The sequence below is a fragment of the Azospirillum rugosum genome, assembly GCF_017876155.1.
Lineage (GTDB): Bacteria > Pseudomonadota > Alphaproteobacteria > Azospirillales > Azospirillaceae > Azospirillum > Azospirillum rugosum.
Window position 1 is genome coordinate 61,842 of sequence record NZ_JAGINP010000017.1, and the last position, 20,233, is coordinate 82,074.

At 68.5% G+C, this 20,233-nt stretch carries 21 protein-coding genes; 6 read left to right on the forward strand and 15 right to left on the reverse strand.

From position 1 onward, the window contains the following. Positions 1–168 precede the first annotated feature (168 nt). The 3 genes from J2851_RS21960 to der are packed head-to-tail and all read left to right on the forward strand — an operon-like array spanning position 169 to position 3,621. Positions 169–813 (forward strand): tetratricopeptide repeat protein, encoded by a 645-nt coding sequence (locus J2851_RS21960; RefSeq protein WP_209768901.1) that lies wholly within the window; start codon positions 169–171, stop codon positions 811–813. Continuing rightward, a complete protein-coding gene (locus J2851_RS21965) occupies positions 813–2,183 on the forward strand; it encodes a PQQ-like beta-propeller repeat protein (protein WP_209768902.1) in 1,371 nt (456 codons plus the stop codon). Before J2851_RS21960 ends, J2851_RS21965 begins: the two co-directional genes overlap by 1 nt. 40 nt (positions 2,184–2,223) lie before the next feature. After that, positions 2,224–3,621, forward strand: coding sequence for a ribosome biogenesis GTPase Der (der, locus tag J2851_RS21970; protein WP_209768903.1), 1,398 nt, complete (start codon positions 2,224–2,226; stop codon positions 3,619–3,621). A gap of 147 nt (positions 3,622–3,768) precedes the next feature. On the opposite strand, the gene J2851_RS21975 is transcribed toward der, so the two are convergent. From J2851_RS21975 to radA, 4 genes are all read right to left on the reverse strand, one after another. Next, positions 3,769–4,473: an SDR family NAD(P)-dependent oxidoreductase gene (locus J2851_RS21975; protein ID WP_209768904.1), complete on the reverse strand. Its 705-nt coding sequence runs from the start codon at positions 4,471–4,473 to the stop codon at positions 3,769–3,771. 86 nt (positions 4,474–4,559) lie between these two features. After that, entirely contained in the window at positions 4,560–6,008 is a 1,449-nt protein-coding gene (purF, locus tag J2851_RS21980) for an amidophosphoribosyltransferase (RefSeq protein WP_209768906.1), read from the reverse strand. Between the two features lie 70 nt (positions 6,009–6,078). Beyond that, complete coding sequence (locus J2851_RS21985; RefSeq protein WP_209768908.1) at positions 6,079–6,765, reverse strand: CvpA family protein; 687 nt, start codon at positions 6,763–6,765, stop codon at positions 6,079–6,081. Positions 6,766–6,856: 91 nt separating this feature from the next. After that, the gene (gene radA, locus J2851_RS21990; RefSeq protein WP_209768909.1) at positions 6,857–8,254 is read right to left on the reverse strand and encodes a DNA repair protein RadA; all 1,398 of its coding nucleotides are present in this window, start codon (positions 8,252–8,254) and stop codon (positions 6,857–6,859) included. Between the two features lie 149 nt (positions 8,255–8,403). Between radA and map the strand changes: the two genes are divergently transcribed. Next, complete coding sequence (map, locus tag J2851_RS21995) at positions 8,404–9,240, forward strand: type I methionyl aminopeptidase (protein ID WP_209768911.1); 837 nt, start codon at positions 8,404–8,406, stop codon at positions 9,238–9,240. 11 nt (positions 9,241–9,251) lie between these two features. Continuing rightward, positions 9,252–9,836 (forward strand): NUDIX hydrolase, encoded by a 585-nt coding sequence (locus tag J2851_RS22000; protein WP_209768912.1) that lies wholly within the window; start codon positions 9,252–9,254, stop codon positions 9,834–9,836. A gap of 34 nt (positions 9,837–9,870) precedes the next feature. On the opposite strand, the gene J2851_RS22005 is transcribed toward J2851_RS22000, so the two are convergent. The 11 genes from J2851_RS22005 to rpsF all read right to left on the reverse strand — a co-directional run bounded on the left by J2851_RS22005 (position 9,871) and on the right by rpsF (position 18,913). Beyond that, on the reverse strand, positions 9,871–10,086 hold the full coding sequence (locus tag J2851_RS22005; RefSeq protein ID WP_209768913.1) for a hypothetical protein: 216 nt from the start codon (positions 10,084–10,086) through the stop codon (positions 9,871–9,873). A gap of 62 nt (positions 10,087–10,148) precedes the next feature. After that, positions 10,149–10,649 carry a DUF29 domain-containing protein gene (locus J2851_RS22010; protein WP_209768914.1) on the reverse strand — a complete coding sequence of 167 codons (501 nt, stop codon included), beginning with the start codon at positions 10,647–10,649 and terminating at the stop codon, positions 10,149–10,151. Positions 10,650–10,719: 70 nt separating this feature from the next. Then, the gene (locus J2851_RS22015) at positions 10,720–11,523 is read right to left on the reverse strand and encodes an ABC transporter ATP-binding protein (protein WP_209768915.1); all 804 of its coding nucleotides are present in this window, start codon (positions 11,521–11,523) and stop codon (positions 10,720–10,722) included. A gap of 10 nt (positions 11,524–11,533) precedes the next feature. Continuing rightward, on the reverse strand, positions 11,534–12,310 hold the full coding sequence (locus J2851_RS22020) for an MlaE family ABC transporter permease (RefSeq protein ID WP_209768916.1): 777 nt from the start codon (positions 12,308–12,310) through the stop codon (positions 11,534–11,536). After that, the gene (alr, locus tag J2851_RS22025; protein WP_209768917.1) at positions 12,310–13,443 is read right to left on the reverse strand and encodes an alanine racemase; all 1,134 of its coding nucleotides are present in this window, start codon (positions 13,441–13,443) and stop codon (positions 12,310–12,312) included. The genes J2851_RS22020 and alr overlap by 1 nt, the downstream gene beginning before the upstream one ends. Further along, on the reverse strand, positions 13,421–14,953 hold the full coding sequence (locus J2851_RS22030) for a replicative DNA helicase (protein ID WP_209768919.1): 1,533 nt from the start codon (positions 14,951–14,953) through the stop codon (positions 13,421–13,423). Before J2851_RS22030 ends, alr begins: the two co-directional genes overlap by 23 nt. Before the next feature lie 176 nt (positions 14,954–15,129). Further along, the gene (locus J2851_RS22035; RefSeq protein ID WP_209768921.1) at positions 15,130–16,389 is read right to left on the reverse strand and encodes a cyclopropane fatty acid synthase; all 1,260 of its coding nucleotides are present in this window, start codon (positions 16,387–16,389) and stop codon (positions 15,130–15,132) included. Positions 16,390–16,628: 239 nt separating this feature from the next. Beyond that, positions 16,629–17,195, reverse strand: a complete 567-nt coding sequence (rplI, locus tag J2851_RS22040) for a 50S ribosomal protein L9 (protein ID WP_209768923.1) — start codon at positions 17,193–17,195, stop codon at positions 16,629–16,631. After that, positions 17,195–18,166, reverse strand: coding sequence for a YybS family protein (locus tag J2851_RS22045; protein WP_209768925.1), 972 nt, complete (start codon positions 18,164–18,166; stop codon positions 17,195–17,197). The genes rplI and J2851_RS22045 overlap by 1 nt, the downstream gene beginning before the upstream one ends. Before the next feature lie 36 nt (positions 18,167–18,202). Then, the gene (gene rpsR / locus J2851_RS22050; RefSeq protein ID WP_014240379.1) at positions 18,203–18,475 is read right to left on the reverse strand and encodes a 30S ribosomal protein S18; all 273 of its coding nucleotides are present in this window, start codon (positions 18,473–18,475) and stop codon (positions 18,203–18,205) included. Beyond that, a complete protein-coding gene (gene rpsF / locus J2851_RS22055; RefSeq protein WP_209768927.1) occupies positions 18,476–18,913 on the reverse strand; it encodes a 30S ribosomal protein S6 in 438 nt (145 codons plus the stop codon). 378 nt (positions 18,914–19,291) lie between these two features. Between rpsF and fabD the strand changes: the two genes are divergently transcribed. Beyond that, positions 19,292–20,233 carry an ACP S-malonyltransferase gene (gene fabD, locus J2851_RS22060; protein WP_209768929.1) on the forward strand — a complete coding sequence of 314 codons (942 nt, stop codon included), beginning with the start codon at positions 19,292–19,294 and terminating at the stop codon, positions 20,231–20,233.

Here is a 20,233-nt window from a genome sequence, read left to right on the forward strand (position 1 = left end):
GCTGCCAGAGAGGACCGATATCCAAAAGGCAGCCTTGCGCCTTGACCGCGTGCGTCGGCCAATGCTATCCGGCCCTGTGAAGCACTAGCAATCGCCCGCCGCATTCGCGTGCGGGTGCACGACACACGCAAGGACGGCCTTCGCGCCGTCGGACGCCGCTGTAGGGCCATGAGCGATATTTTCCGCGAAGTCGACGAGGATTTGCGCCGAGACCGCATGGAGCGCCTGTTCAAGCGCTATGGCGGGATCATGCTTGCCGGCGCCCTGGTGATCGTCGCCGGCACCGGCGGCTACACCGCGTGGCGCAGCTGGCAGCAGTCGCAGCACCAGCAGGAGACGGCGGCCCTGGCCGCGGCGCTCTCCCAGACGGGGCAGGGGCCGGAGAAGGGCGTGGAGGCGCTGGCCGCCTTCGCCGGAAAGGCCGATCCGGGCATGGCGGCGCTGGCCCAGCTGAACGCCGCCGCTCTCCTGACCCGCGAGGGCAAGACCGCCGAGGCGGTGGAGGTCTACGACAAGCTCGCCGCCAACGGCGCCGTCAACGGCGTCTACCGCGACCTCGCGTCCCTGCTGTCGGTGATGCACCAGCTGGGCAGCGGCGATCCGGCGCAGCTTCAGGCGCGCCTCCAGCCGCTGACCGCCGAGTCCAGCCCCTGGCGCTTCTCCGCGCGCGAGATGAGCGGCGTCCTGGCCGCCCGCGCCGGCGACAAGGACAAGGCGCGCACCCTGTTCCAGCAACTGGCCGACGACTCTCAGGCTCCGGCGGGCGTCCGCTCGCGCGCCGCGGATCTCGCCACCCTCTACGGCAAGTCCTGATGACCCGCACTCCCAAGGCCAAGAAAGCCAAGGCCCGCGCCCTGTCGCGCGCGGCGCTGCTGTCCACCTCGCTTCTCGCCGTGCTGCTCGCCGGCTGCGACACCGTGAACGATTGGTTCGGCAAGACGCCCGATCCGCCCCTGCCGGGGCAGCGCGTCGCCGTGCTGACCCGCGAGCGCAAGCTGGAGGTGGACCCGCGCATCGCCGACACCGCGGTGACCCTGCCGCCGGCCGTCGCCAACGCGGCCTGGGCGCAGGCGGGCGGCACGCCGGACCATGCCCTGGGGCACCTCGCCCTGTCGGCGAACCCGGCGGAAGCGTGGCGCGGCGACATCGGCTCGGGCTCCAGCAGCTCGCGCATGCTGCTGTCCACCCCGGTGGTCGCCGACGGCAAGATCGTCGCCATGGACGCGGATTCGCACGTCGCGGCCCTGGACGAGAAGACCGGCCGCCAGCTGTGGCGCGTCGACACCAAGCCGGAGAACGAGCGCGGCGGCGCCAGCGGCGGCGGCGTGGCCTACGCCGACGGCCGGATCTTCGCCGCGACGGGCTACGCCGAGGTTCTGGCGCTCGATCCGGCCAACGGCAACGTCATCTGGCGCAAGCGCGTGCCGGGTCCGGTCCGCGGCGCGCCGACGGTGGAGGGCGGGCGCGTCTATGTGCTGACGCTCGACAACCAGTTGGCCGCCCTGTCGGCGACCGATGGTGCCGTCCAGTGGACCCACCAGGGCATCCTGGAAACCGCCGGCCTGCTGGGCGCCGTCAGCCCGGCGGCGACGTCGACCCTGGTCGTGGCCCCCTATTCCTCCGGCGAGCTGTACGGGCTGCGGCCGGAGAACGGCCGTGTCGCCTGGCAGGAGAGCCTGGCGGCCATCCGCCGCGCGGGCGCGCTCAGCAGCCTGGCCGACATCCGCGGCCTCCCGGTCATCGACCGTGGCATCGTCTACGCCATCGGCCATTCCGGCCGCACGGTGGCGATCGACGAGCGCATCGGCGTCCGGGTCTGGGAGGCGGAGATCGGCGGGACACAGACCCCGTGGCTGGCCGGCGATTACCTGTATGTCATCACCAACGATTCGGAGGTGGTGGCGATGTCCCGGCAGGCCGGGCGCATCCGCTGGGTGACCTCGCTCGACCGGTTCAAGGACATGGAGGACAAGAAGGGCCCGATCACCTGGTCCGGCCCGGTCCTGGCCGGCGGAAAGCTGTACGTCACCGGATCGCACGGCCAGATGCTGGCCTTGTCGCCGTCCGACGGGCAGATCGTCACCCGTTATTCGCTCCAGTCCGGCAGCTACCTGCCTCCAATCGTCGCGAACAACACCCTATATGTTCTGGGCGACAACGGGACGCTGGTCGCGTACCGTTGACCGCTCTTTTAATTCCTGTGTGAGTGAGGCCTCCGGCCCGATGTCCTTTACCGTGGCTCTCGTCGGCCGGCCGAACGTCGGCAAGTCGACCCTGTTCAACCGTCTGGCCGGCAAGAAGCTGGCGCTGGTCGACGACACGCCGGGCGTGACGCGCGACTGGCGCTCGGCCCCCGCCCGTATGGGCGGCCTGTCCTTCACCGTGGTCGACACCGCGGGTCTTGAGGACGTCACCGACGACAGCCTGGAGGCGCGCATGCGCCGCCAGACCGAACGCGCGCTGGACCGCGCCGACGTGGCGCTGTTCATCGTGGACGCCCGCGCCGGCATCACGCCGCTGGACCGGCATTTCGCCTCCCTGCTGCGCAAGGGCAAGACTCCGGTCCTGCTGGTCGCCAACAAGGCGGAAGGCAAGGCGGGAATGCCCGGCCTCTACGAGGCGTTCGAGCTTGGCCTCGGCGAGCCGATTCCCTTGTCAGCGGAGCATGGCGAGGGCATGGCCGACCTCGTCCAGGCCCTGCTGCCCTTCGCCCCCAAGGAGGACGAGGAAGAGGACGAGGTCGAGGCCGCCCCGGCCGAAGGCAGCGACCTCCCCATCGGCGACCAGCCGGAGCCCGCCGAGGATCTGGCGAAGCCCATCCAGATCGCCATCGTCGGCCGTCCCAACGTCGGCAAGTCGACCCTGCTGAACAGCCTGATCGGCGAGGAGCGCGTGCTGACCGGCCCGGAGGCCGGCATGACGCGCGACGCCATCAGCGTGGACTGGGAGTGGCGCGGCCGCAAGTTCCGCCTGGTGGACACGGCGGGTATGCGCAAGCGCGCCCGCGTGGACGCGAAGGTCGAGAAGCTGGCGGTGGCCGACGCCCTGCGCGTCATCCGCATGGCGCAGGTCGTTCTGCTGGTCGTGGACGCCAACCAGATCCTGGACAAGCAGGACCTGACCATCGCCCGCATGGTGGTGGAGGAAGGCCGCGCCCTGGTCATCGCGCTGAACAAGTGGGACGCCGTCGACGACCGCGCCATGGCGCTGCGCCAAGTGGAGGACAAGCTCCAGGCGACGCTCGCCCAGATCAAGGGCGTTGAGGTCGTGACCATCTCCGCGCTCCAGGGCAAGAAGCTGGACACGCTGCTCGACTCGATCCTGTCGACCTACGCCCAGTGGAACCGCCGCATCCCGACGGCCCAGCTGAATCGCTGGATTGAGGGCGTGCTGGAGCATCACCCGCCGCCCTTGGTCGAAGGCCGCCGCGTGAAGATCCGCTACGCCACCCAGGTAAAGACCCGCCCGCCGACCGTCGCCCTGTTCGTAAACAAGCCGCTGGACCTGCCGGAAAGCTACCAGCGGTATCTGATCGGGCACCTGCGCGAGACGTTCGAACTGCCGGGCGTGCCGGTCCGCCTGCTGCTGCGCAAGCAGAAGAACCCTTACGCCGACGATTGATCGGGGGTGAGTGGTCTCACTGGGCCCCCACCCTAACCCTCCCCCATCTTCGACGGGGGAGGGAACTCCGCCGCGCGTTCCTGAAAGCTCTCCCCCGCCGAAGGTGGGGGAGGGTTGGGTGGGGGCCCAACGCGACCACCAATCGCCCTACGCCGAAACCACCTCACCATTCCCGGTGTAGCCGGCCTCGGCCAGATCCACGAAGCGGCCGGCCACGTCGTCGGGCTGGGCCAGCTTGGTCTGGTCCTCGCCGGGGAAGGCCTGCATGCGCAGCTTCGTCGCGACGATGCCCGGGTCGATCAGGTTGACGCGCAGGTTGGAGGAGGCGATTTCCATCGCGTAGGTCTTCACCATCATTTCCAGCGCCGCCTTGCTGGCGCCGTAGGGGCTCCAGTAGGGATAGGGCGCGGACGCCGCACCGGACGTCACGAAGATGGCCCGGCCGGCGTCGGACGCGCGCAGCAGGCGGTCGAAGGAGCGGATCAGCCGGTAGTTGGCCGTGACGTTCACGTCCATCACGCGCTGCCACAGCTTGGGATCGTAATGGGCGACCGGGCCCAGGGCCTCCAGCGCGCCGGCGTTGCCGACGAGGATGTCCAGCTTGCCGAACCGCTCGTAGATGGAATAGCCGAGTTGGTCGATCTTGTCGAACTGCCGCAGGTCGAGCGGGACCAGGGTCGCGTTGCGGCCGGTCGCCTGGAAGATCGCGTCGTCGGTTTCCTCCAGCCCGCCGACGGTGCGGGCGGTCAGGATGACGTGGGCGCCCTCGGCGGCGAAGCGCTTGGCGACGGCGGCGCCGATGCCGCGCGATGCGCCGGTGATGAGGGCGATGCGACCGTTCAGACGGGACATGATGCGGCTCGACAGGCTGAGGGTGGATGCGAAACAGGCCGGCCGTCCTTGAGGGAGCGGCCGGCCTTGCGGGAAGCGGTGCTGTGTTACGCGCGGATGCGGACGTTCGCCTCGACCGGCGGGTTGTCCACCGCGTCGGTCAGCGGGATCGGGTAGTCGCCGGTGAAGCAGGCGTCGCAGAAGCGCAGCTTGTTCGGGTCGCGGCGCTCCTCGCCCATGGCGCGGTACAGGCCGTCCAGCGAGATGAAGGCCAAGCTGTCGGCCTGGATGAAGTCCCGCATCTCCTCGACCGACATGCGGTGGGCCAGCAGCTTGCTCTGTTCCGGCGTGTCGATGCCGTAGAAGCAGGGGTGCGAAGTCGGCGGGCTGGAGATGCGCATGTGCACCTCCTTGGCGCCGGCGGCGCGCACCATCTCCACGATCTTCTTCGACGTCGTGCCGCGCACGATGCTGTCGTCCACCAGCACCACCCGCTTGCCCTCGATCATGGCGCGGTTGGCGTTGTGCTTCAGCTTCACGCCCAGGTGGCGGATCTGGTCGGTCGGCTCGATGAAGGTGCGGCCGACGTAATGGTTGCGGATGATGCCCAACTCGAACGGCACGCCGCTCTGCGTGGCGTAGCCGATGGCCGCGGGCACGCCGCTGTCCGGCACCGGCACGACCACGTCGGCCTCGATGCCCGATTCGCGGGCCAGTTCGGCGCCGATCCGCTGGCGGGCGTTGTAGACGGAGGAGCCCTCCATCACGCTGTCCGGCCGCGCGAAGTAGATGTATTCGAAGATGCAGAAGCGGCGACCCTGCGGCTGGAACGGACGCAGGCTCTGCATACCCTGGTCGTTCAGCACGATCATCTCGCCCGGCTCGACGTCGCGGACATATTCGGCGCCGACGATGTCCAGCGCGCAGGTCTCGCTGGTCAGGATGTGGGTATCGCCGAGCTTACCCAGGACCAGCGGGCGGACGCCCAGGGGGTCGCGCACGCCGATCACCTCGTTCGGGGTCAGCGCCACAAGGGAGAAGGCGCCCTCGACCTGCCGCACCGCCTCGATCAGCCGGTCGACCGGCGAGCCGCCGCGGGCCATGGCCATCAGGTGGACGATGGTCTCGGTGTCGGTGGTCGACTGGAACAGGCAGCCGCGCCGGACCAGCTGGCGGCGCAGCGTGTGCGCGTTGGTCAGGTTGCCGTTGTGGGCCAGCGCGAAGCCGCCGAACTCGAAGTCGGCGTAGAGCGGCTGGACGTTGCGGATCGTGGTGTCGCCCGTGGTGGCGTAGCGGACGTGGCCGATGGCCTGGACGCCCTTCAGCTTGGCGATCACCGACTCGGATGAGAAATGGTCGCCGACCAGCCCCAGCGCGTGCTGCAGGTGGAAGCGGTCCCCGTCGTAGCTGACGATGCCGCAGGCCTCCTGTCCGCGGTGCTGCAGCGCGTGCAGGCCCAGCGCCGTGATGGCCGCCGCTTGGGTGTGGCTGCGGATGCCGAACACGCCGCACTCCTCGCGCAGCTTGTCGTCGTCGAACGGATGCGTCGTCAGCATCGGGGAATCCTCGTCATGCACAGGCGTCGGTCTCACTCAGCCCGATCGGGGGCGTGTTGACGGGCGCCTTTCAGCGCGCGTTCTGGATCAATCGCTCAAGGTCACCGCGGTCGCGGTCCTTATAGCCGGTATCGGGTTGGGACGCACCACCGGTCTTGGTCGCTCCGGGCACCGGAGTCGACAGGCGGTCGAGCGCCTCCTTCGCTTCGATGGCTTGGCGCGCACGCTCGCGCGCCATGTCCATCTGGCCGAGGCCATCCTTGCGGAGGTTCTCCGGCATGACCTCATAGATCATGCCGGCCCCGGTCACCAGCAAGGGCCGGGTCTTGGCTGCCTGCAGCCACGCCGGATGCTCGGCCGGGTTCGGCACAAGCCAGGCGAAGAACAGATATGCGACGGACGCGAGGATGGCGCCCTTCAGCAGCCCGAAAACGAAGCCCAGCGACCGGTCCAGCGCCGAAAGGCCGGAGTTCTGCACCCCGCGCGAGGCCGCCCGGCCGAGGATTGTGAAAAACACAAGGCTGACCACGAACAGCGCCACGGCGGACGCGGCGTAGGCCGCCATCTCCACGTGGATGTAGCGCTGCGCGATGGGCAGGGCGTAGGGCAGGGCGTTCAGCGTCACCAGCGCCGCACCCGCCCAGGCGGCGACGGACAGCACCTCGGCGACCATGCCGCGGGTGAAGGCCAGCAACGCCGACAGCAGAAGCACGACGATGACCGCCAGGTCCGCCGGGTTGATCGGGAAGGTATCCATGGACTCCGCTACGCCTCGTGCTCTCTCAAAAGCCCGGTTCCGGGCGCCTCCTGTGGGCACTCTTCTATAGAGCCCAATCCTCTACAGAGCCCTAATCCCTGCCGCGCGGCGGCCGCCCGCCCCCGGCCTGGAACAGGGGCATCAGCTCGCCCAACTGCTGAAGCTCCACCGTCTTCAGGGTGCCGTCGCCCCGGCCGCCCTTCTGGCCGTTCCGTCGGGCCGGAAAGATCGCCGTCGAAAACCCCAGCTTCGCGGCTTCCTTCAGCCGCGTGTCGCTCTGGCCGACCGCGCGCACCTCGCCGGACAGGCCGATCTCGCCGAACACCACGGCGTCGGCCGGAACGGGCTCTCCCGTCAGGGAGGACACGAGCGCCGCGGCGACGGCGAGGTCGGCCGCGGGCTCGGTGATGCGCAGGCCGCCGGCTACGTTCAGGTAGACGTCGTTGGCGCCGATCTGCACGCCGCAGCGCGCCTCCAGCACAGCCAGCACCATGGCGAGCCGCGCCGAATCCCAGCCGACCACGGCGCGCCGCGGCGTGCCGAGCGGGGAGGGGGCGACCAGCGCCTGCACCTCCACCAGAACGGGCCGCGTGCCCTCCATGCCAGCGAAGACGGCGGCACCCGACACGTCGCCGCGCCGTTCCGCCAGGAACAGGGCGGAGGGGTTGGAGACCTCACCCAGGCCGCCGTCGGTCATCTCGAAGACGCCGATCTCGTCGGTGGCGCCGAAGCGGTTCTTCACCGCCCGCAGGATGCGGAACTGGTGGCCGCGCTCGCCTTCGAAATAGAGCACCGTGTCCACCATGTGCTCCAGCACGCGGGGGCCGGCGATCATGCCTTCCTTGGTGACGTGGCCGACCAGCAGCAGCACGACGCCGCGCCGCTTGGCGACGCGGATCAGCTCCTGCGCGCTCGCCCGGACCTGCGCCACCGTGCCGGGCGCGCTGTCCAGGTTGTCCACATACATGGTCTGGATGGAGTCGATGACGACGACGTCCGGCCCGTCGGTGCTGTCCAGCGAGGCCACGATGTCGCGCACGCTGGTGGCGGAGGCGAGCTGGACGGGGGCTGCCGCGCAGCCCAGGCGCTGGGCGCGCAGGCGCACCTGGTCCACCGCCTCCTCGCCGGAAACGTAGGCGCAGCGGTGTTCCTGGGACAGGCGCGCCATGGCCTGGAGGAGAAGGGTCGACTTGCCGATGCCCGGGTCGCCGCCGATCAGGATGGCCGATCCGGGGACGAGGCCGCCGCCGCAGACGCGGTCGAACTCCGCGATGTTGGTCAGGCGGCGGGGCGGCGCCTCGCTGCTGCCGGCCAGCCCGACGAAGTCGATCCGGCGACCGCGCGCGGCGCCGAGTCCCTTCGGCGCGCTCTCCGGAGCCGTTTCCTCGACGAGGGTGTTCCATTCGCCGCACGCGTCGCAACGCCCCGCCCATTTCGGGAAGGTCGCGCCGCAAGACTGGCAGGCGTAGCGGGTGGAGGGCTTGGCCAAGGGTCTAACAGGCTTTGGGGCAGCGGGTTCCGAAGGCGCCCCACATATAGCAAGCCCCGGTCATAAATCCTATGGCTGAAGCGATAAAAATCCTGGGGCTTTTCTTGGGCGGCTCCGGTGGTAGGTTCTGGCCCGAAGCCTGGCTTGACATGAGGAAGGAAGGTAACGCGGTGGCGGACAAGGACGGTAGGCGCATTCCCTTGCACGGTGCGGAGGAGTTCGAGGCGTTGCGGAAGGCCGGGCGGCTGGCCGCGGCGACGCTCGACCACATCACGCCGCACGTGGTGCCGGGTGTCAGCACCGGGCATCTCAACCGGCTGATCGAGACCTACATGCGGGACAACGGCGCCATTCCCGCGACGCTGGGCTATCACGACTACCCGGCGGCCAGCTGCATTTCGCCGAACCACGTCGTCAACCACGGCATCCCCAGCGACGACAAGAAACTGGTCGACGGCGACATCGTGAACATCGACGTCACGGTGATCCTTGAGGGATGGTACGGCGACACAAGCCGCATGTTCTTCGTCGGCGACAAGATCGGCGTGAAGGCGCGCAAGCTGGTCGACATCACCTATCAGGCGATGATGGCCGGCATCGCGCAGGCCAAGCCCGGCAACCACCTGGGCGACATCGGCCACGCCATCCAGACGCTTGCCGAATCCCACCGCTACGGCGTGGTGCGCGACTTCGGCGGCCACGGCATCGGCCGCGTCTTCCACGACGCGCCGCACGTCGACCATTTCGGCAAGCCGGGCACCGGCGTCCTGCTGCAGCCCGGCATGGTCTTCACCATCGAGCCGATGCTCAACGCCGGCAAGCCCGACGTGAAGATCCTGTCCGACGGCTGGACCACCGTGACCCGCGACCGCTCCCTGTCCGCCCAGTTCGAGCACCAGGTCGGCATCACCGAGACCGGCTGCGAGATCTTCACCCTGTCCCCGGCCGGTTACACGCAGCCGCCCTACGGAGCCCCAAGCACATGAACGATGGCTGCATGAGTGACCAGCTGAAGCCCTGGACCGTCCTGGACAGCCGTGTGCTCCTGGACGCCGGCCATTTCCTGCGCGTGCATGCCCAGACGGTCGAGCTTCCGGACGGGCGCCGGGTGGAGAACTACTATCAGATCGAGCAGCACGACTTCGTCCTGATGTTCGCCGAGGACGAGCAGGGCCGCGCGCTGATGCTGCGCCAGTACAAGCACGGTCCGCGCCGGGTCAGCCAGACCTTCCCGGCCGGAATGATCTCTCCGGGGGAGGAACCCCTGCTCGCCGCCAAGCGCGAGCTGATGGAGGAGACGGGCTACGAGGCGGCGGACTGGACGGCGCTCGGGTCCTACGTGGTCCAGGGCAACCAGCGGGGCTGCACCTGTCACATGTTCCACGCCCGCGGCGCGCGCAAGGTCAGGGAGCCGGACTCCGGCGACCTGGAGGAAATGCGCTTGGAACTGCTGACCCGCGCCGAACTGATCGAGGCGGCCGCGGCTGGCGATTACGCGCTCCTGCCGATGATCGCCATTCTGGGCGCGGTGCTGATGCCGGACCTGCGGGAGGCCCTGGCGAAGGCGCCGCCGCGCGGGTAACCCCGCGGCGACGCCCCGGCCTTGCGCCGGCCGCTCATTCCTTCGGCGCGGGCGCGAAGAAGTGGGCGAGGGCGACGGCGGCCTCGCTCGCCAGCGGGTTGTCGTTGCTGACCAGCTGGGTGTGGGCGGCCTGGATGGTCTTCACCACCTCTTCGTTGGTCAGCACGCCCTTCGCCTGCAGCGTCTCCAGAATCTTGGCGCTCAGCATGAAGGACGCGAACGCCAGCCCGTTGGTGGTGACTTCAGCCATCTATGATCTCCGGTTCGCAGCGGAATCAGCCGCACTGCGCAGAGTGTTGTTGTCCAACAGGATTAAGAAATCGCTTCCACCGGCGGCAGGCCGTGGCGATTTTCCGGCCACCACCCATCGTCCAGCACCTCATCCAGGCGATAGGGGCACAGGGCGGGAAGGTCCTTGTCGCCGATTTCGTCCTGTGCCAAGCCGCGCAGGGCGTATTTGCGGCCATGCTTCCAGCCGCGCACCAGCAGGTCGTCCATATGACGCCGGAGGCTCGGGCTGTCCTCCAGCAGCAGGGCGATCCGGTCGCGGTGCTCCAGGACGGAATTGACCCAGCCCCGGCGTGGATCGGCGGCGTGGGAGTGTTCCAGCTTCAGGAGATGCTCGATGATGCGGGCCAGCGCGCTGGCGATCTCGGTGCGCAGCTGCCCGCCCATCTCCTCCACCTCTTCCGCGAGATTTTCCCAGTCGACGGGCAGGTTGATCCGCGACTCGGCCGCCTGACGCAGCGCAGTCGCCTGCTCCTGCGTCCAGGCGTGGAAGTCTTCGTCGCGCAAGGTGAACAGGCGGCCCATCTCAGCACCCAAGGAACGACGTTTACACCTCGATCATAGGCGGAACACGGGCAAGGCGCAAACCGCCCCGTCAGAGCGCCCGCACCTGCATCTTGATCGGGCCGTCGGCCTTGCCGTGGACGAACTGGTCCACGTAGGGGTTGCCGGAATGGTCGATGTCCTGGGCGTGGCCGGTCCAGATGATCCGGCCCTGGTAGATCATCGCGACACGGTCGGCGATCTTGCGGGCCGACGCCATGTCGTGGGTGATGGTGACCGCCGTGGCGCCCAGGTCCTTCACGCACTTCACGATCAGCTCGTTGATGACGTCGGCCATGATCGGGTCGAGGCCGGTCGTCGGCTCGTCGAAGAAGATGATTTCCGGCTCGTCGGCGATGGCGCGGGCGAGGCCGACGCGCTTCTGCATGCCGCCCGACAGCTCCGACGGGAACAGCTCCCCCACCTCGGGGCCCAGGCCGACCGCGCCCATCTTGGCGATGGCGATCTCCTTCGCCTTGGCGCGCGGCATGTGCTCGCCCTGGATCAGGCCGAAGGCGACGTTTTCCCACACCTTCAGGCTGTCGAACAGGGCGGCGCCCTGGAACAGCATGCCGAACTTGTGCAGCAGCTTCTCCCGGTCGCGGGCGCGGAGCTTCGTCGTCTCCTGGCCGTCCACCCGGATGGAGCCCGAATCGGGGTGCAGCAGCCCGAGGATGCACTTCAGCATCACCGACTTGCCGGTGCCCGAGCCGCCGATGACCACCAGCGACTCGCCGCGCCCGACCTCCAGGTCGATGCCGTTCAGCACGACCTTCGGGCCGAACCGCTTGTGCACGTTCTTCAGCGAAATCTTCGGCGGATGAGCGGGAGGGACCTGGGAGACGGGTGCGCTCATGGGGCTTCGCTCATTTCGTCGAGAAGAAGATGCCGGTGATGAGGTAGTTCCAGACCAGGATCAGGATGGAGGCCGACACCACCGCGTTGGTGGTCGCCGTGCCGACGCCCTGCGCGCCGCCCCGGGAATGGTAGCCGTGGTAGCAGCCCATCAGCGCCACCACGAAGCCGAACACCGCCGCCTTCACGAGGCCGGAGATGACGTCGATCGGCTCCAGGAACTCCCAGGTGCGGCTGATGTAGGAGGACGGGTTGAAGTTCAGACGGTAGACGCCGACCAGGAAGCCGCCGAACACGCCGATGATGTCCGCCACCAGCACCAGCAGCGGCAGCATGGTCAGGCCGGCCAGCAGGCGCGGCGCCACCAGGTACTTGAAGGGGTTGGTGGACAGCGTCGACAGCGCGTCGATCTGCTCCGTCACGCGCATGGTGCCGATCTCGGCGGCCATGGAGGCGCCGATGCGGCCGGCGACCATCAGGCCGCCCAGCACAGGCCCAAGCTCCCGCGTCACCGACAGGGCGACCACGGTGGCGATGGCGCCCTCCGCCTGGAAGCGGGAAAAGCCGGAATAGCTCTGCAGGGCCAGCACCATGCCGGTGAACAGCGCGGTCAGCCCCACCACCGGCAGCGAGTAATAGCCGATGTCGATCATCTGCCGCATGATCTGCCGCGGGTACAGCGGCGGGCGGACGCAGTGCGACAGCGCGGCGATGGTGAACAGACCGAGCTTTCCGGTCGCTTCCAGGAAAACCAGGAAGGCCCGGCCGGTGGCGGCAAGGAAACCCATCAAGCGACCTCAGGCGGCGGCGGGTCGCGATAGACCCTGTGGTAGCGCGCGCCAAGGGAGGTCAGGATCTCGTAGCCGATGGTGCCGCCCTCGTCCGCCACGGTATCAACCGGGCGGTTGGGGCCGATCAGTTCGACCAGCCCGCCGGGCGTGACCGCGCCGTCGGGGAGGTGGCTGATGTCCACCGTAACCAGATCCATCGAAATCCGACCAACCACCGGTGCGGCCACGCCATCCACGAACACATGTCCGCGCCCGCTGAGCGATCGCAGGTATCCGTCGGCATAACCCACTGCGATGGTTGCGATTTTTCCTCTCGCTTCAACGCGGTGCGTCGCACCGTATCCAACGGTCATAGCATTGTCAACGTTGCGCACCTGGAGCACGCGGGCGTCGAGGCGGATGGTGCCCCGCATCGGGTTCGCTGTTGCGGGCGTTGGGTTGACGCCGTAGAGCGCGCAGCCCGGCCGGACGAGGTCGAAATGGGCGGCCGGGCCGTGGAAGATGCCCGACGAATTGGCAAAGCTGCGCTCCGCAGCGGGGAGTCGCGCGACCGCCGCGCGGAAGTCTTCCAACTGCCGGCCGTTCATCGGCGAATCGGCCTCGGCGCAGGCGAGGTGGGTCATCCACACGCGGACGTCGACCCACTCCAACCGGGCGAGATCGCCGGCCAGCGTGTCCAGCTCGTCCGGGCCAAGCCCGAGTCGGTTCATGCCCGTGTCGATGTGGACGACGGCTGGCAATGCGGCACCCTGCGCCCGCGCGTGCGCCTGCCACGCCGCGATGTCGCCCAGGTGGTTCAGCACCGGCAGGATGCGGTTCGCCGTGAAGTCCGGCGCGGTGCCGGCGGGCAGGCCGCCCAGGCAGAGGATCCGCGCGTCAGGCGCCACGGCGCGGACGGCCAGCGCCTCCTCGAACTGGGCGACCACGAAGGTCCGGCAGCCGGCCGCGGCGAGCGCCGGGACGACCCGCGCCACCCCAAGGCCATAGGCGTTGGCCTTCACCACCGCCGCGCATTCGGCCGGAGCCACCCGGTCGCGCAAGCTTCGCCAGTTGGCGACCACCGCGCCGAGGTCGATGGTCAGAACCGCACCGGCGCGCTGCGCCGGGTCACTCCGTAGGTCCGAAATCATGGGTCGTGTCGAGGTCGCCGAATTTGGTGAACTGTCCGTCGAAGAACATGCGTACGCTGCCGATCGGGCCATGGCGCTGCTTCGCGATGATCGCCTCGGCCGTGTTGTGGACCTCGGCGTAGCGATTCTGCCAGTTGGCGTAGCGGTCGTTGTACTTGTCCTCCGTCTCCTCCGGCCGGCGGGCCGGCTCGGCGCGCTCAAGATAGTACTGTTCGCGGTAAACGAACATCACAACGTCGGCGTCCTGCTCGATGGAGCCCGATTCGCGCAGGTCGGCCAGCTGCGGCCGCTTGTCCTCGCGCATCTCCACCGCGCGGCTCAGCTGCGACAGGGCGAGCACGGGGACTTCCAGCTCCTTGGCGATGGCCTTCAGGCCGCGGGTGATCTCCGAGATTTCCTGCACGCGGTTCTCGTTGCCGCGGGTCGAGCTGCCGCGCAGCAGCTGGAGATAGTCGACCACCACCATGCCCAGCCCGTGCGTGCGCTTCAGCCGGCGGCAGCGGGTGCGCACCGCGGCGATGGTCAGGGCCGGCGTGTCGTCCACGAAGAAGGGGACCCGGCTCAAATCCTGGCTCGCCGCCACGAACTTGGGGAAGTCGCTGTCCTTGATCTCGCCGCGGCGGATCTTGTCGCCCGACACCTCCGCCTCGCCGGCCAGGATACGGGTGGCCAGCTGCTCGGCCGACATTTCCAGCGAGAAGAAGCCGACCGGCGCGCCCTCGCCGCCGTTGGTGCGCATGTGCGCCTTGGCGGCGTTGAAGGCGATGTTCGTCGCCAGCGCCGTCTTGCCCATGGAGGGGCGCCCGGCGAGGATGACGAGGTCCGACGGGTGCAGGCCGCCCAGCTTGCGGTCGAGGTCGCGCAGGCCCGTCGTCACGCCGGTGACGTGGCTCGACCGGCGGAAGGCCGTCTCCGCCGTCTCGATGGCCGCCTTCAGCGATTCGGAGAAGGGGATGAAGCCGCCGCGCACGTCGCCGGTGGAGGCGAGGTCGAACAGCTGCTTTTCCGCCGTCTCGATCTGGTCCATGGCGTCGACGTCCAGGTCGTGCTGGTACGCCTCGTTCACCATGTCCGTGCCGACCTCGATCAGCTGCCGGCGCAGGAACAGGTCATGGATTGTCTTGCCGTAGTCGCCGGCGTTGACCACCGTGACCACGTTGCCCGCCAGCTGCGCCAGATAGCTCGCCCCGCCGTCCGGGGCCAACTCCGGGTCGTTGTCGAAATAGGCCTTCAGCGTGACGGGGTTCGCGATCTGGCCGCGCTCCACCATCTTGGCGATGGCGCCGAAGATGCGCTGGTGGGCCGGGTCGTAGAAATGCTCGGCGCGGAGGAACTCGCCGACCTTCTCGTACGCCTTGTTGTTCACCAGGATGGCGCCGAGCAGCGCCTGCTCCGCCTCTTCGTTGTGAGGCGGCGTGCGGTATTCGGCCGTGGGCTTGACGGCACCGGCACGGGGAGAGCCGCCGTCCAGGGAACGCGGCTCGAAAAGCTGGGTGGTCTTGTCGTCCATGGCTGGCACTCTACCAAAGGGCAGGGCAGCTTAGCTGTGCGATCGGCGACCGTGTCTTCGAAATCGTGTGGATAACTTTCTTCCACAGGGTGGGAAGATTGGGGACAACCCGGAATCAGCTTCAATGACAACGGGTTAAGCGATCCTAGGGGCGCGGATGAATTGCCGCGGACGCCTTAACTGGCGTGACGCCGTGGCTCATTGTCCACAGGCTGCGGAACGGCGACCGGCGTCGGGTGGAGCAGCGCCCGCTCGGCGTTGATCATGTAGTCGCGGGTCATCGGCACCGCCTTCGCCGAACGGGCGAGCTGTACCTGGAACACCATGTGCCCCTGGTAGCGGAAGGCGATCTCGGAGCCCGCCAGATACAGCTCCCACATGCGGCAGAACCGCTCGTCGTACATCGCCTTCGCCTCGTCCCAGTGCGCCAGGAAGCGCTCGCGCCAGTGGCGCAGCGTCTCGGCGTAGTGGAGGCGCAGGATCTCCATGTCCGTGTTCCACAGGCCGGCCTTCTCCACCGCCGGAATCACCTCGGACAGGGCCGGGGAATAGCCGCCGGGGAAGATGTACTTGCGCATCCACGGGTTGGTGGCGCCCGGCCCGTCGGACCGGCCGATGGCGTGCAGGAGGGCGACGCCGTCATCGGCCAGCAGCGCGCGGACCTTCGCAAAAAAGGCGTCGTAGTGCGGCTTGCCGACATGCTCGAACATGCCGACGGAGACGATGCGGTCGAAAGTGCCTTCCATGAGGCGGTAGTCGCGCAGTTCGAATCGTACCCGGTCGGACAGGCCGCTCCTGGCCGCCCGCTCCCGCGCCACGGCGAGCTGTTCGGTGGACAGGGTGATGCCGGTGACATCGGCGCCCGTCGTCCGCGCGAGGTACAGGGCCATGCCGCCCCAGCCGCAGCCGATGTCGAGCACGCGCATGCCCGGCCGCAGCAACAGCTTGGACGCGATGTGGCGCTTCTTCGCCTCCTGCGCGTCGTCCAGGCTGGTCTCGGGGGTCGGGAAGTAGGCGCAGGAGTACTGCATGTCCCGGTCGAGGAACAGCGCGAAGAATTCCCGCGACAGGTCGTAATGGTGGGCGACGTTCTTGCGCGACCGCTTCAGCGGATTGTGCTGCTGGGCGAGGCGCAGCATGGGGCCGAGGGCTTCCTGGATCGTTCCAAGCACGCCTTGCACATTCTCCGGCCCGGAACAGAGGACGTCGAGGAAGTCGTACATGGTGCCGCCGTCGATCGACAGGCGCCCGTCCATGTAGGCCTCGCCGAAGCGCAGGCGCGGGTTGATCACAAGGTCGCGCTGCACGGCCTTGTCGTGCAGACGGAGTGCCAAGGTCGGCGTGCCCTTCCCGACGTGATGGGCGCGACCGTCGGCATCGATGATGTCGAAGGCGCCGGTCGTGACGACGGGGTTGAGCAGACGGGCAAGCAGCATACCGTTCCTCCGCATAAGCCATCGCATCTCACGTGGGAGGAAGGTCGGACGCGGAAATGGGCAGGACAACGTTTCCGACGGACGATGCTGCTGCGCATCGGACGCATGCCCACGGACTTCTATGCGATTCGATCCTGCGAGAAAGCGGCGTAACGGTAAAAAGCGGAAAGCCGCCCCACCCCCATTTCGGGGGGCGGGCGGCTTCCGGACGAGCGGGTCGAACCCGTTGAGCGGGCGGTTTAGGCCTGCTCGGAGTCCTCGGTCTCGGTGGCCTCCGGGGCCTCCTCGACCTCGTCTTCCTCGTCGCGCAGGTCGGCGGCGGTGACCATGCCGCCGCGAGCCCGCTGCAGCTCGGCCTCTTCCTGCGAACGGGCGACGTTCACCGTGACGGTGACGGCGACCTCGGGGTGCAGGACGACGCGGAGCTTGAACAGGCCCAGCGTCTTGATCGGCTGCTCGATGATGACCTGCTTGCGGTCGACCTTGTAGCCGGCAGCGGCCAGCGCGTCGGCGACGTCGCGCGGGGTCACCGAGCCGTACAGCACGCCGGTCTCACCGGCCTGACGGATCACCACGACCGTCACGTCGGTCATCTGGGAGGCGACCTGCTCGGCGTCCTTACGGCGCTCCAGGTTCATGGCCTCCAGGTGGGCCTTCTGCTTCTCGAAGACGGCCATGTTCGCCTTGGTGGCGCGCATCGCCTTCTTCTGCGGCAGCAGATAGTTGCGGGCGAAGCCCGGCCGCACCTTCACGACCTGGCCCATCTGGCCGAGCTTCTCGACCCGCTCCAGCAGAATAACTTCCATCACTCGTCCTCCTGATCGGGGCCGGCGGTCCGGAAACGGCGACGCAGCCCAATCCATTGCTCGATCATGCCAAGGCCGACCATCAGCACGATCGGCCAACCGAAAAGAAACAGGAACATGTAGAACCCGACGAGGACCGGCACCTTGGCCGACCGCCCGCGGGCCGCTGCATGCACCACCGAAAGCCCGACGAAGGCGAAGGGCAGGGCCAGGACCAGCGCGGTGTTCACCGCCAGGAAGGACACCGGATCCGGTGCCACCGACGCCGCCAGCACGGCCGCCAGGAACACCGGCGGCAACCAGGCCGGCAATTCCAGGTCGACCAGCCGCATGGGCGGGCGCCGGTTGCGGTTGAACCGCATCAGCGCTCCCTGGGCCAGGGCCGCGTTGACGATCGTCATGGTCAGCCACGAGATCACCGCGAGGCCCGGCAACACCTCGGCCATCCAGAAGTCCTGCGGATCCGGGGCCTGCTGGCCCTGCGTGGCGAAGATCTGGTCCGTCATGCGGGCCAGGGTCTCGCGCACCGCCCCTTCCAGCCCGCCGGGCTGGTCGAGCGTCAGAACCGCAGCCCCCAGGAGGGCCGCCAGTCCCATCCCGACCAGCCCCATCAGGAGCCGGCCCGGAGGATACCACTCGATCCCCCCGCTTGCTGCCGTCCGCGCCAGCATGGCTTGCCGCACCACCAGCACGACCGGAAAGGCTCCGGTCACCAGGTAAGCCAGCGCGACCAGCAGGCTGGACGACACCGCCAGGACCGCCACCGTCCCCGCCGTTCCGGCGATGATGGCGGCGGTGGAGCCGAGCCACAGTCCCGCGAGGAACAGCGGCAGCGGCGCCAGATAGCCCAGGATCAGCGCGCCCACCCCGCCGAACAGGACGGAGAGGTAGAACATCGCGCTGACCACGCCGACTCCGATGGCGACCGCCAGGTAAAACACCAGGGGCGGGGCAGCCAGGGGCGAGGCCATGGGGGTACCTTTGCCTTCGTCGTCCGCTTCAGATCCTTACTTCACCACGTAGGGAAGCAGGGCCAGGAAGCGGGCGCGCTTGATGGCGCGAGCGAGCTCGCGCTGCTTCTTCGCGGAAACCGCGGTGATGCGGCTCGGCACGATCTTGCCACGCTCGGAGATGAAGCGGGACAGGAGCTTGACGTCCTTGTAGTCGATCGCCGGGGCGTTCGCGCCCGAGAACGGGCAGGTCTTGCGGCGGCGGAAGAACGGACGGCGCGGGCCACCGCCGGTGCGGGCGGGAGCGCCCGAGGTCTGCTTGTCGGACATTTAGGCGTTCTCCCCTTCGGCAACGGTGGCTTCCTGGCGGCGCGGCGGGCGCGGGCCGCGATCCTCGAAGCGGCGCGGGCCGCGGTCGCCGCGGTCACCGCGGTCGCCACGCTCGCCGCGGCTCTGCATCATCACCGACGGGTTGGCGTCCAGCGCGTCGACGCGCAGGGTCAGGAAGCGCAGCACGTCCTCGTTGATGCTCATGTTCCGCTCCATCTCCAGGACGGCGGCGGCCGGGGCATCGACGTTGAACAGGGTGTAATGACCCTTGCGGTTCTTCTTGATCTTGTAGGTGAGCGTCTTCAGACCCCAGTACTCGGTCTTGGTGACCTGGCCGCCGTTGTCGCGGATGATCTGGGCGAACTGCTCACCGAGCTGCTCGGCCTGGGCGGCCGAGATGTCCTGGCGCGCGATCAGCACGCACTCGTAAAGAGCCATTGTACTCCCCATGGCTGTTCATGGTCCGGCGCTGCACCCGTTCCCCGATGGAAAGGACAGCCGCCCGGGCCTAGCCGGCGGCATGCCGTCGGCAAGGAGTTGTGAAGCGGCGCAGTATGCACAAAAGCCCTTGCCGGGCAAGCGCTTTCATAGCCGGCCGCGCGGCCCCCGCGAAGCGTTGATGGCGACACCTTATATAAAGGGCTCCCACGGGGTGTCCTGGCGCGTCACCATGCGAAAAAAGTTGCCACACGTCGCCCGGCGATGGCTTTCCGCGTTGGCTGTCGCTTGACTTGCACAAAAGGCAGGGTATGACTGTCGCCCAATTCCACGGCGGCGCCGACGGACGGCGCGCCTTTACCAGGGTTCCAAGACAGCATGACCAGGGCGTTCGTCTTTCCGGGCCAGGGCAGCCAAGCCGTCGGCATGGGCCGCGAGCTGGCCGAGGCGTTCGAGGTCGCGCGGCTCACCTTCGAAGAGGTTGACGACGCGCTGAACCAGCGCCTGTCCCGCCTGATGTTCGAAGGCCCCGACGCGGACCTGACCCTGACCGAGAACGCCCAGCCGGCCCTGATGGCCGTCAGCGTCGCGGTGATGCGCGTGCTGAAGGACCAGGGCGGCCTCGACTTCGGCAAGCACGCCGCCTTCGTCGCCGGCCACTCGCTCGGCGAATATTCGGCGCTCTGCGCCGCCGGTGCCTTCTCGCTGGCCGACACCGCGCGCCTGCTGAAGCTGCGTGGGCAGGCGATGCAGAAGGCCGTGCCGGTGGGCAAGGGCGCCATGGCCGCCCTGCTGGGCGCGGAGCTGGAGCAGGCGCAGTCCATCGCCGCGGACGCCGCCCAGGGCGACGTCTGCACGGTCGCCAACGACAACTCGTCGGGCCAGGTGGTCATCTCCGGCCACGCCGAGGCCATCGACCGCGCCATCGTCCTGGCGGCGGAGCGCGGCCTGAAGCGGTCGGTCCGCCTGCCGGTCAGCGCCCCCTTCCATTGCCCGCTGATGCAGCCGGCCGCCGACGCCATGGCCGACGCGCTCGCCAACGTGACGATCGGCGCGCCGGCGGTTCCGGTGGTCGCCAACGTCACCGCTTCGGCCGTGTCCGACCCCAACACGATCCGCCGCCTGCTGGTCGAGCAGGTCACCGGCATGGTCCGCTGGCGCGAAAGCGTGCTCTTCATGAAGGAGCAGGGCGTCGATTCGCTGGTTGAACTGGGATCGGGCAAGGTGCTGTCGGGCCTTGCCAAGCGCATCGACAAGGAACTGGCCGGCACGTCCGTGCAGGGGCCGGCCGACGTCGAATCGTTCCTGAAGACGCTGTGA

Excerpts from the sequence above, each read along its gene's own strand:
- J2851_RS22030 (WP_209768919.1), bottom strand. The coding sequence starts at position 14,953 with ATGGACGACAAGACCACCCAGCTTTTCGAGCCGCGTTCCCTGGACGGC.
- J2851_RS22045 (WP_209768925.1), bottom strand. The coding sequence starts at position 18,166 with ATGGCCTCGCCCCTGGCTGCCCCGCCCCTGGTGTTTTACCTGGCGGTC.
- J2851_RS21975 (WP_209768904.1), bottom strand. The coding sequence starts at position 4,473 with ATGTCCCGTCTGAACGGTCGCATCGCCCTCATCACCGGCGCATCGCGC.
- J2851_RS21985 (WP_209768908.1), bottom strand. The coding sequence starts at position 6,765 with ATGGATACCTTCCCGATCAACCCGGCGGACCTGGCGGTCATCGTCGTG.
- rpsR (WP_014240379.1), bottom strand. The coding sequence starts at position 18,475 with ATGTCCGACAAGCAGACCTCGGGCGCTCCCGCCCGCACCGGCGGTGGC.
- purF (WP_209768906.1), bottom strand. The coding sequence starts at position 6,008 with ATGCTGACGACGCATCCGTTCGACGACGACAAGCTGCGCGAGGAGTGC.
- map (WP_209768911.1), top strand. The coding sequence starts at position 8,404 with ATGAGGAAGGAAGGTAACGCGGTGGCGGACAAGGACGGTAGGCGCATT.
- J2851_RS21960 (WP_209768901.1), top strand. The coding sequence starts at position 169 with ATGAGCGATATTTTCCGCGAAGTCGACGAGGATTTGCGCCGAGACCGC.
- der (WP_209768903.1), top strand. The coding sequence starts at position 2,224 with ATGTCCTTTACCGTGGCTCTCGTCGGCCGGCCGAACGTCGGCAAGTCG.
- J2851_RS22010 (WP_209768914.1), bottom strand. The coding sequence starts at position 10,649 with ATGGGCCGCCTGTTCACCTTGCGCGACGAAGACTTCCACGCCTGGACG.
- J2851_RS22015 (WP_209768915.1), bottom strand. The coding sequence starts at position 11,523 with ATGAGCGCACCCGTCTCCCAGGTCCCTCCCGCTCATCCGCCGAAGATT.
- J2851_RS22035 (WP_209768921.1), bottom strand. The coding sequence starts at position 16,389 with ATGCTGCTTGCCCGTCTGCTCAACCCCGTCGTCACGACCGGCGCCTTC.
- J2851_RS22000 (WP_209768912.1), top strand. The coding sequence starts at position 9,252 with ATGAGTGACCAGCTGAAGCCCTGGACCGTCCTGGACAGCCGTGTGCTC.
- rplI (WP_209768923.1), bottom strand. The coding sequence starts at position 17,195 with ATGGAAGTTATTCTGCTGGAGCGGGTCGAGAAGCTCGGCCAGATGGGC.
- J2851_RS22020 (WP_209768916.1), bottom strand. The coding sequence starts at position 12,310 with ATGGGTTTCCTTGCCGCCACCGGCCGGGCCTTCCTGGTTTTCCTGGAA.
- alr (WP_209768917.1), bottom strand. The coding sequence starts at position 13,443 with ATGATTTCGGACCTACGGAGTGACCCGGCGCAGCGCGCCGGTGCGGTT.
- J2851_RS22005 (WP_209768913.1), bottom strand. The coding sequence starts at position 10,086 with ATGGCTGAAGTCACCACCAACGGGCTGGCGTTCGCGTCCTTCATGCTG.
- rpsF (WP_209768927.1), bottom strand. The coding sequence starts at position 18,913 with ATGGCTCTTTACGAGTGCGTGCTGATCGCGCGCCAGGACATCTCGGCC.
- fabD (WP_209768929.1), top strand. The coding sequence starts at position 19,292 with ATGACCAGGGCGTTCGTCTTTCCGGGCCAGGGCAGCCAAGCCGTCGGC.
- J2851_RS21965 (WP_209768902.1), top strand. The coding sequence starts at position 813 with ATGACCCGCACTCCCAAGGCCAAGAAAGCCAAGGCCCGCGCCCTGTCG.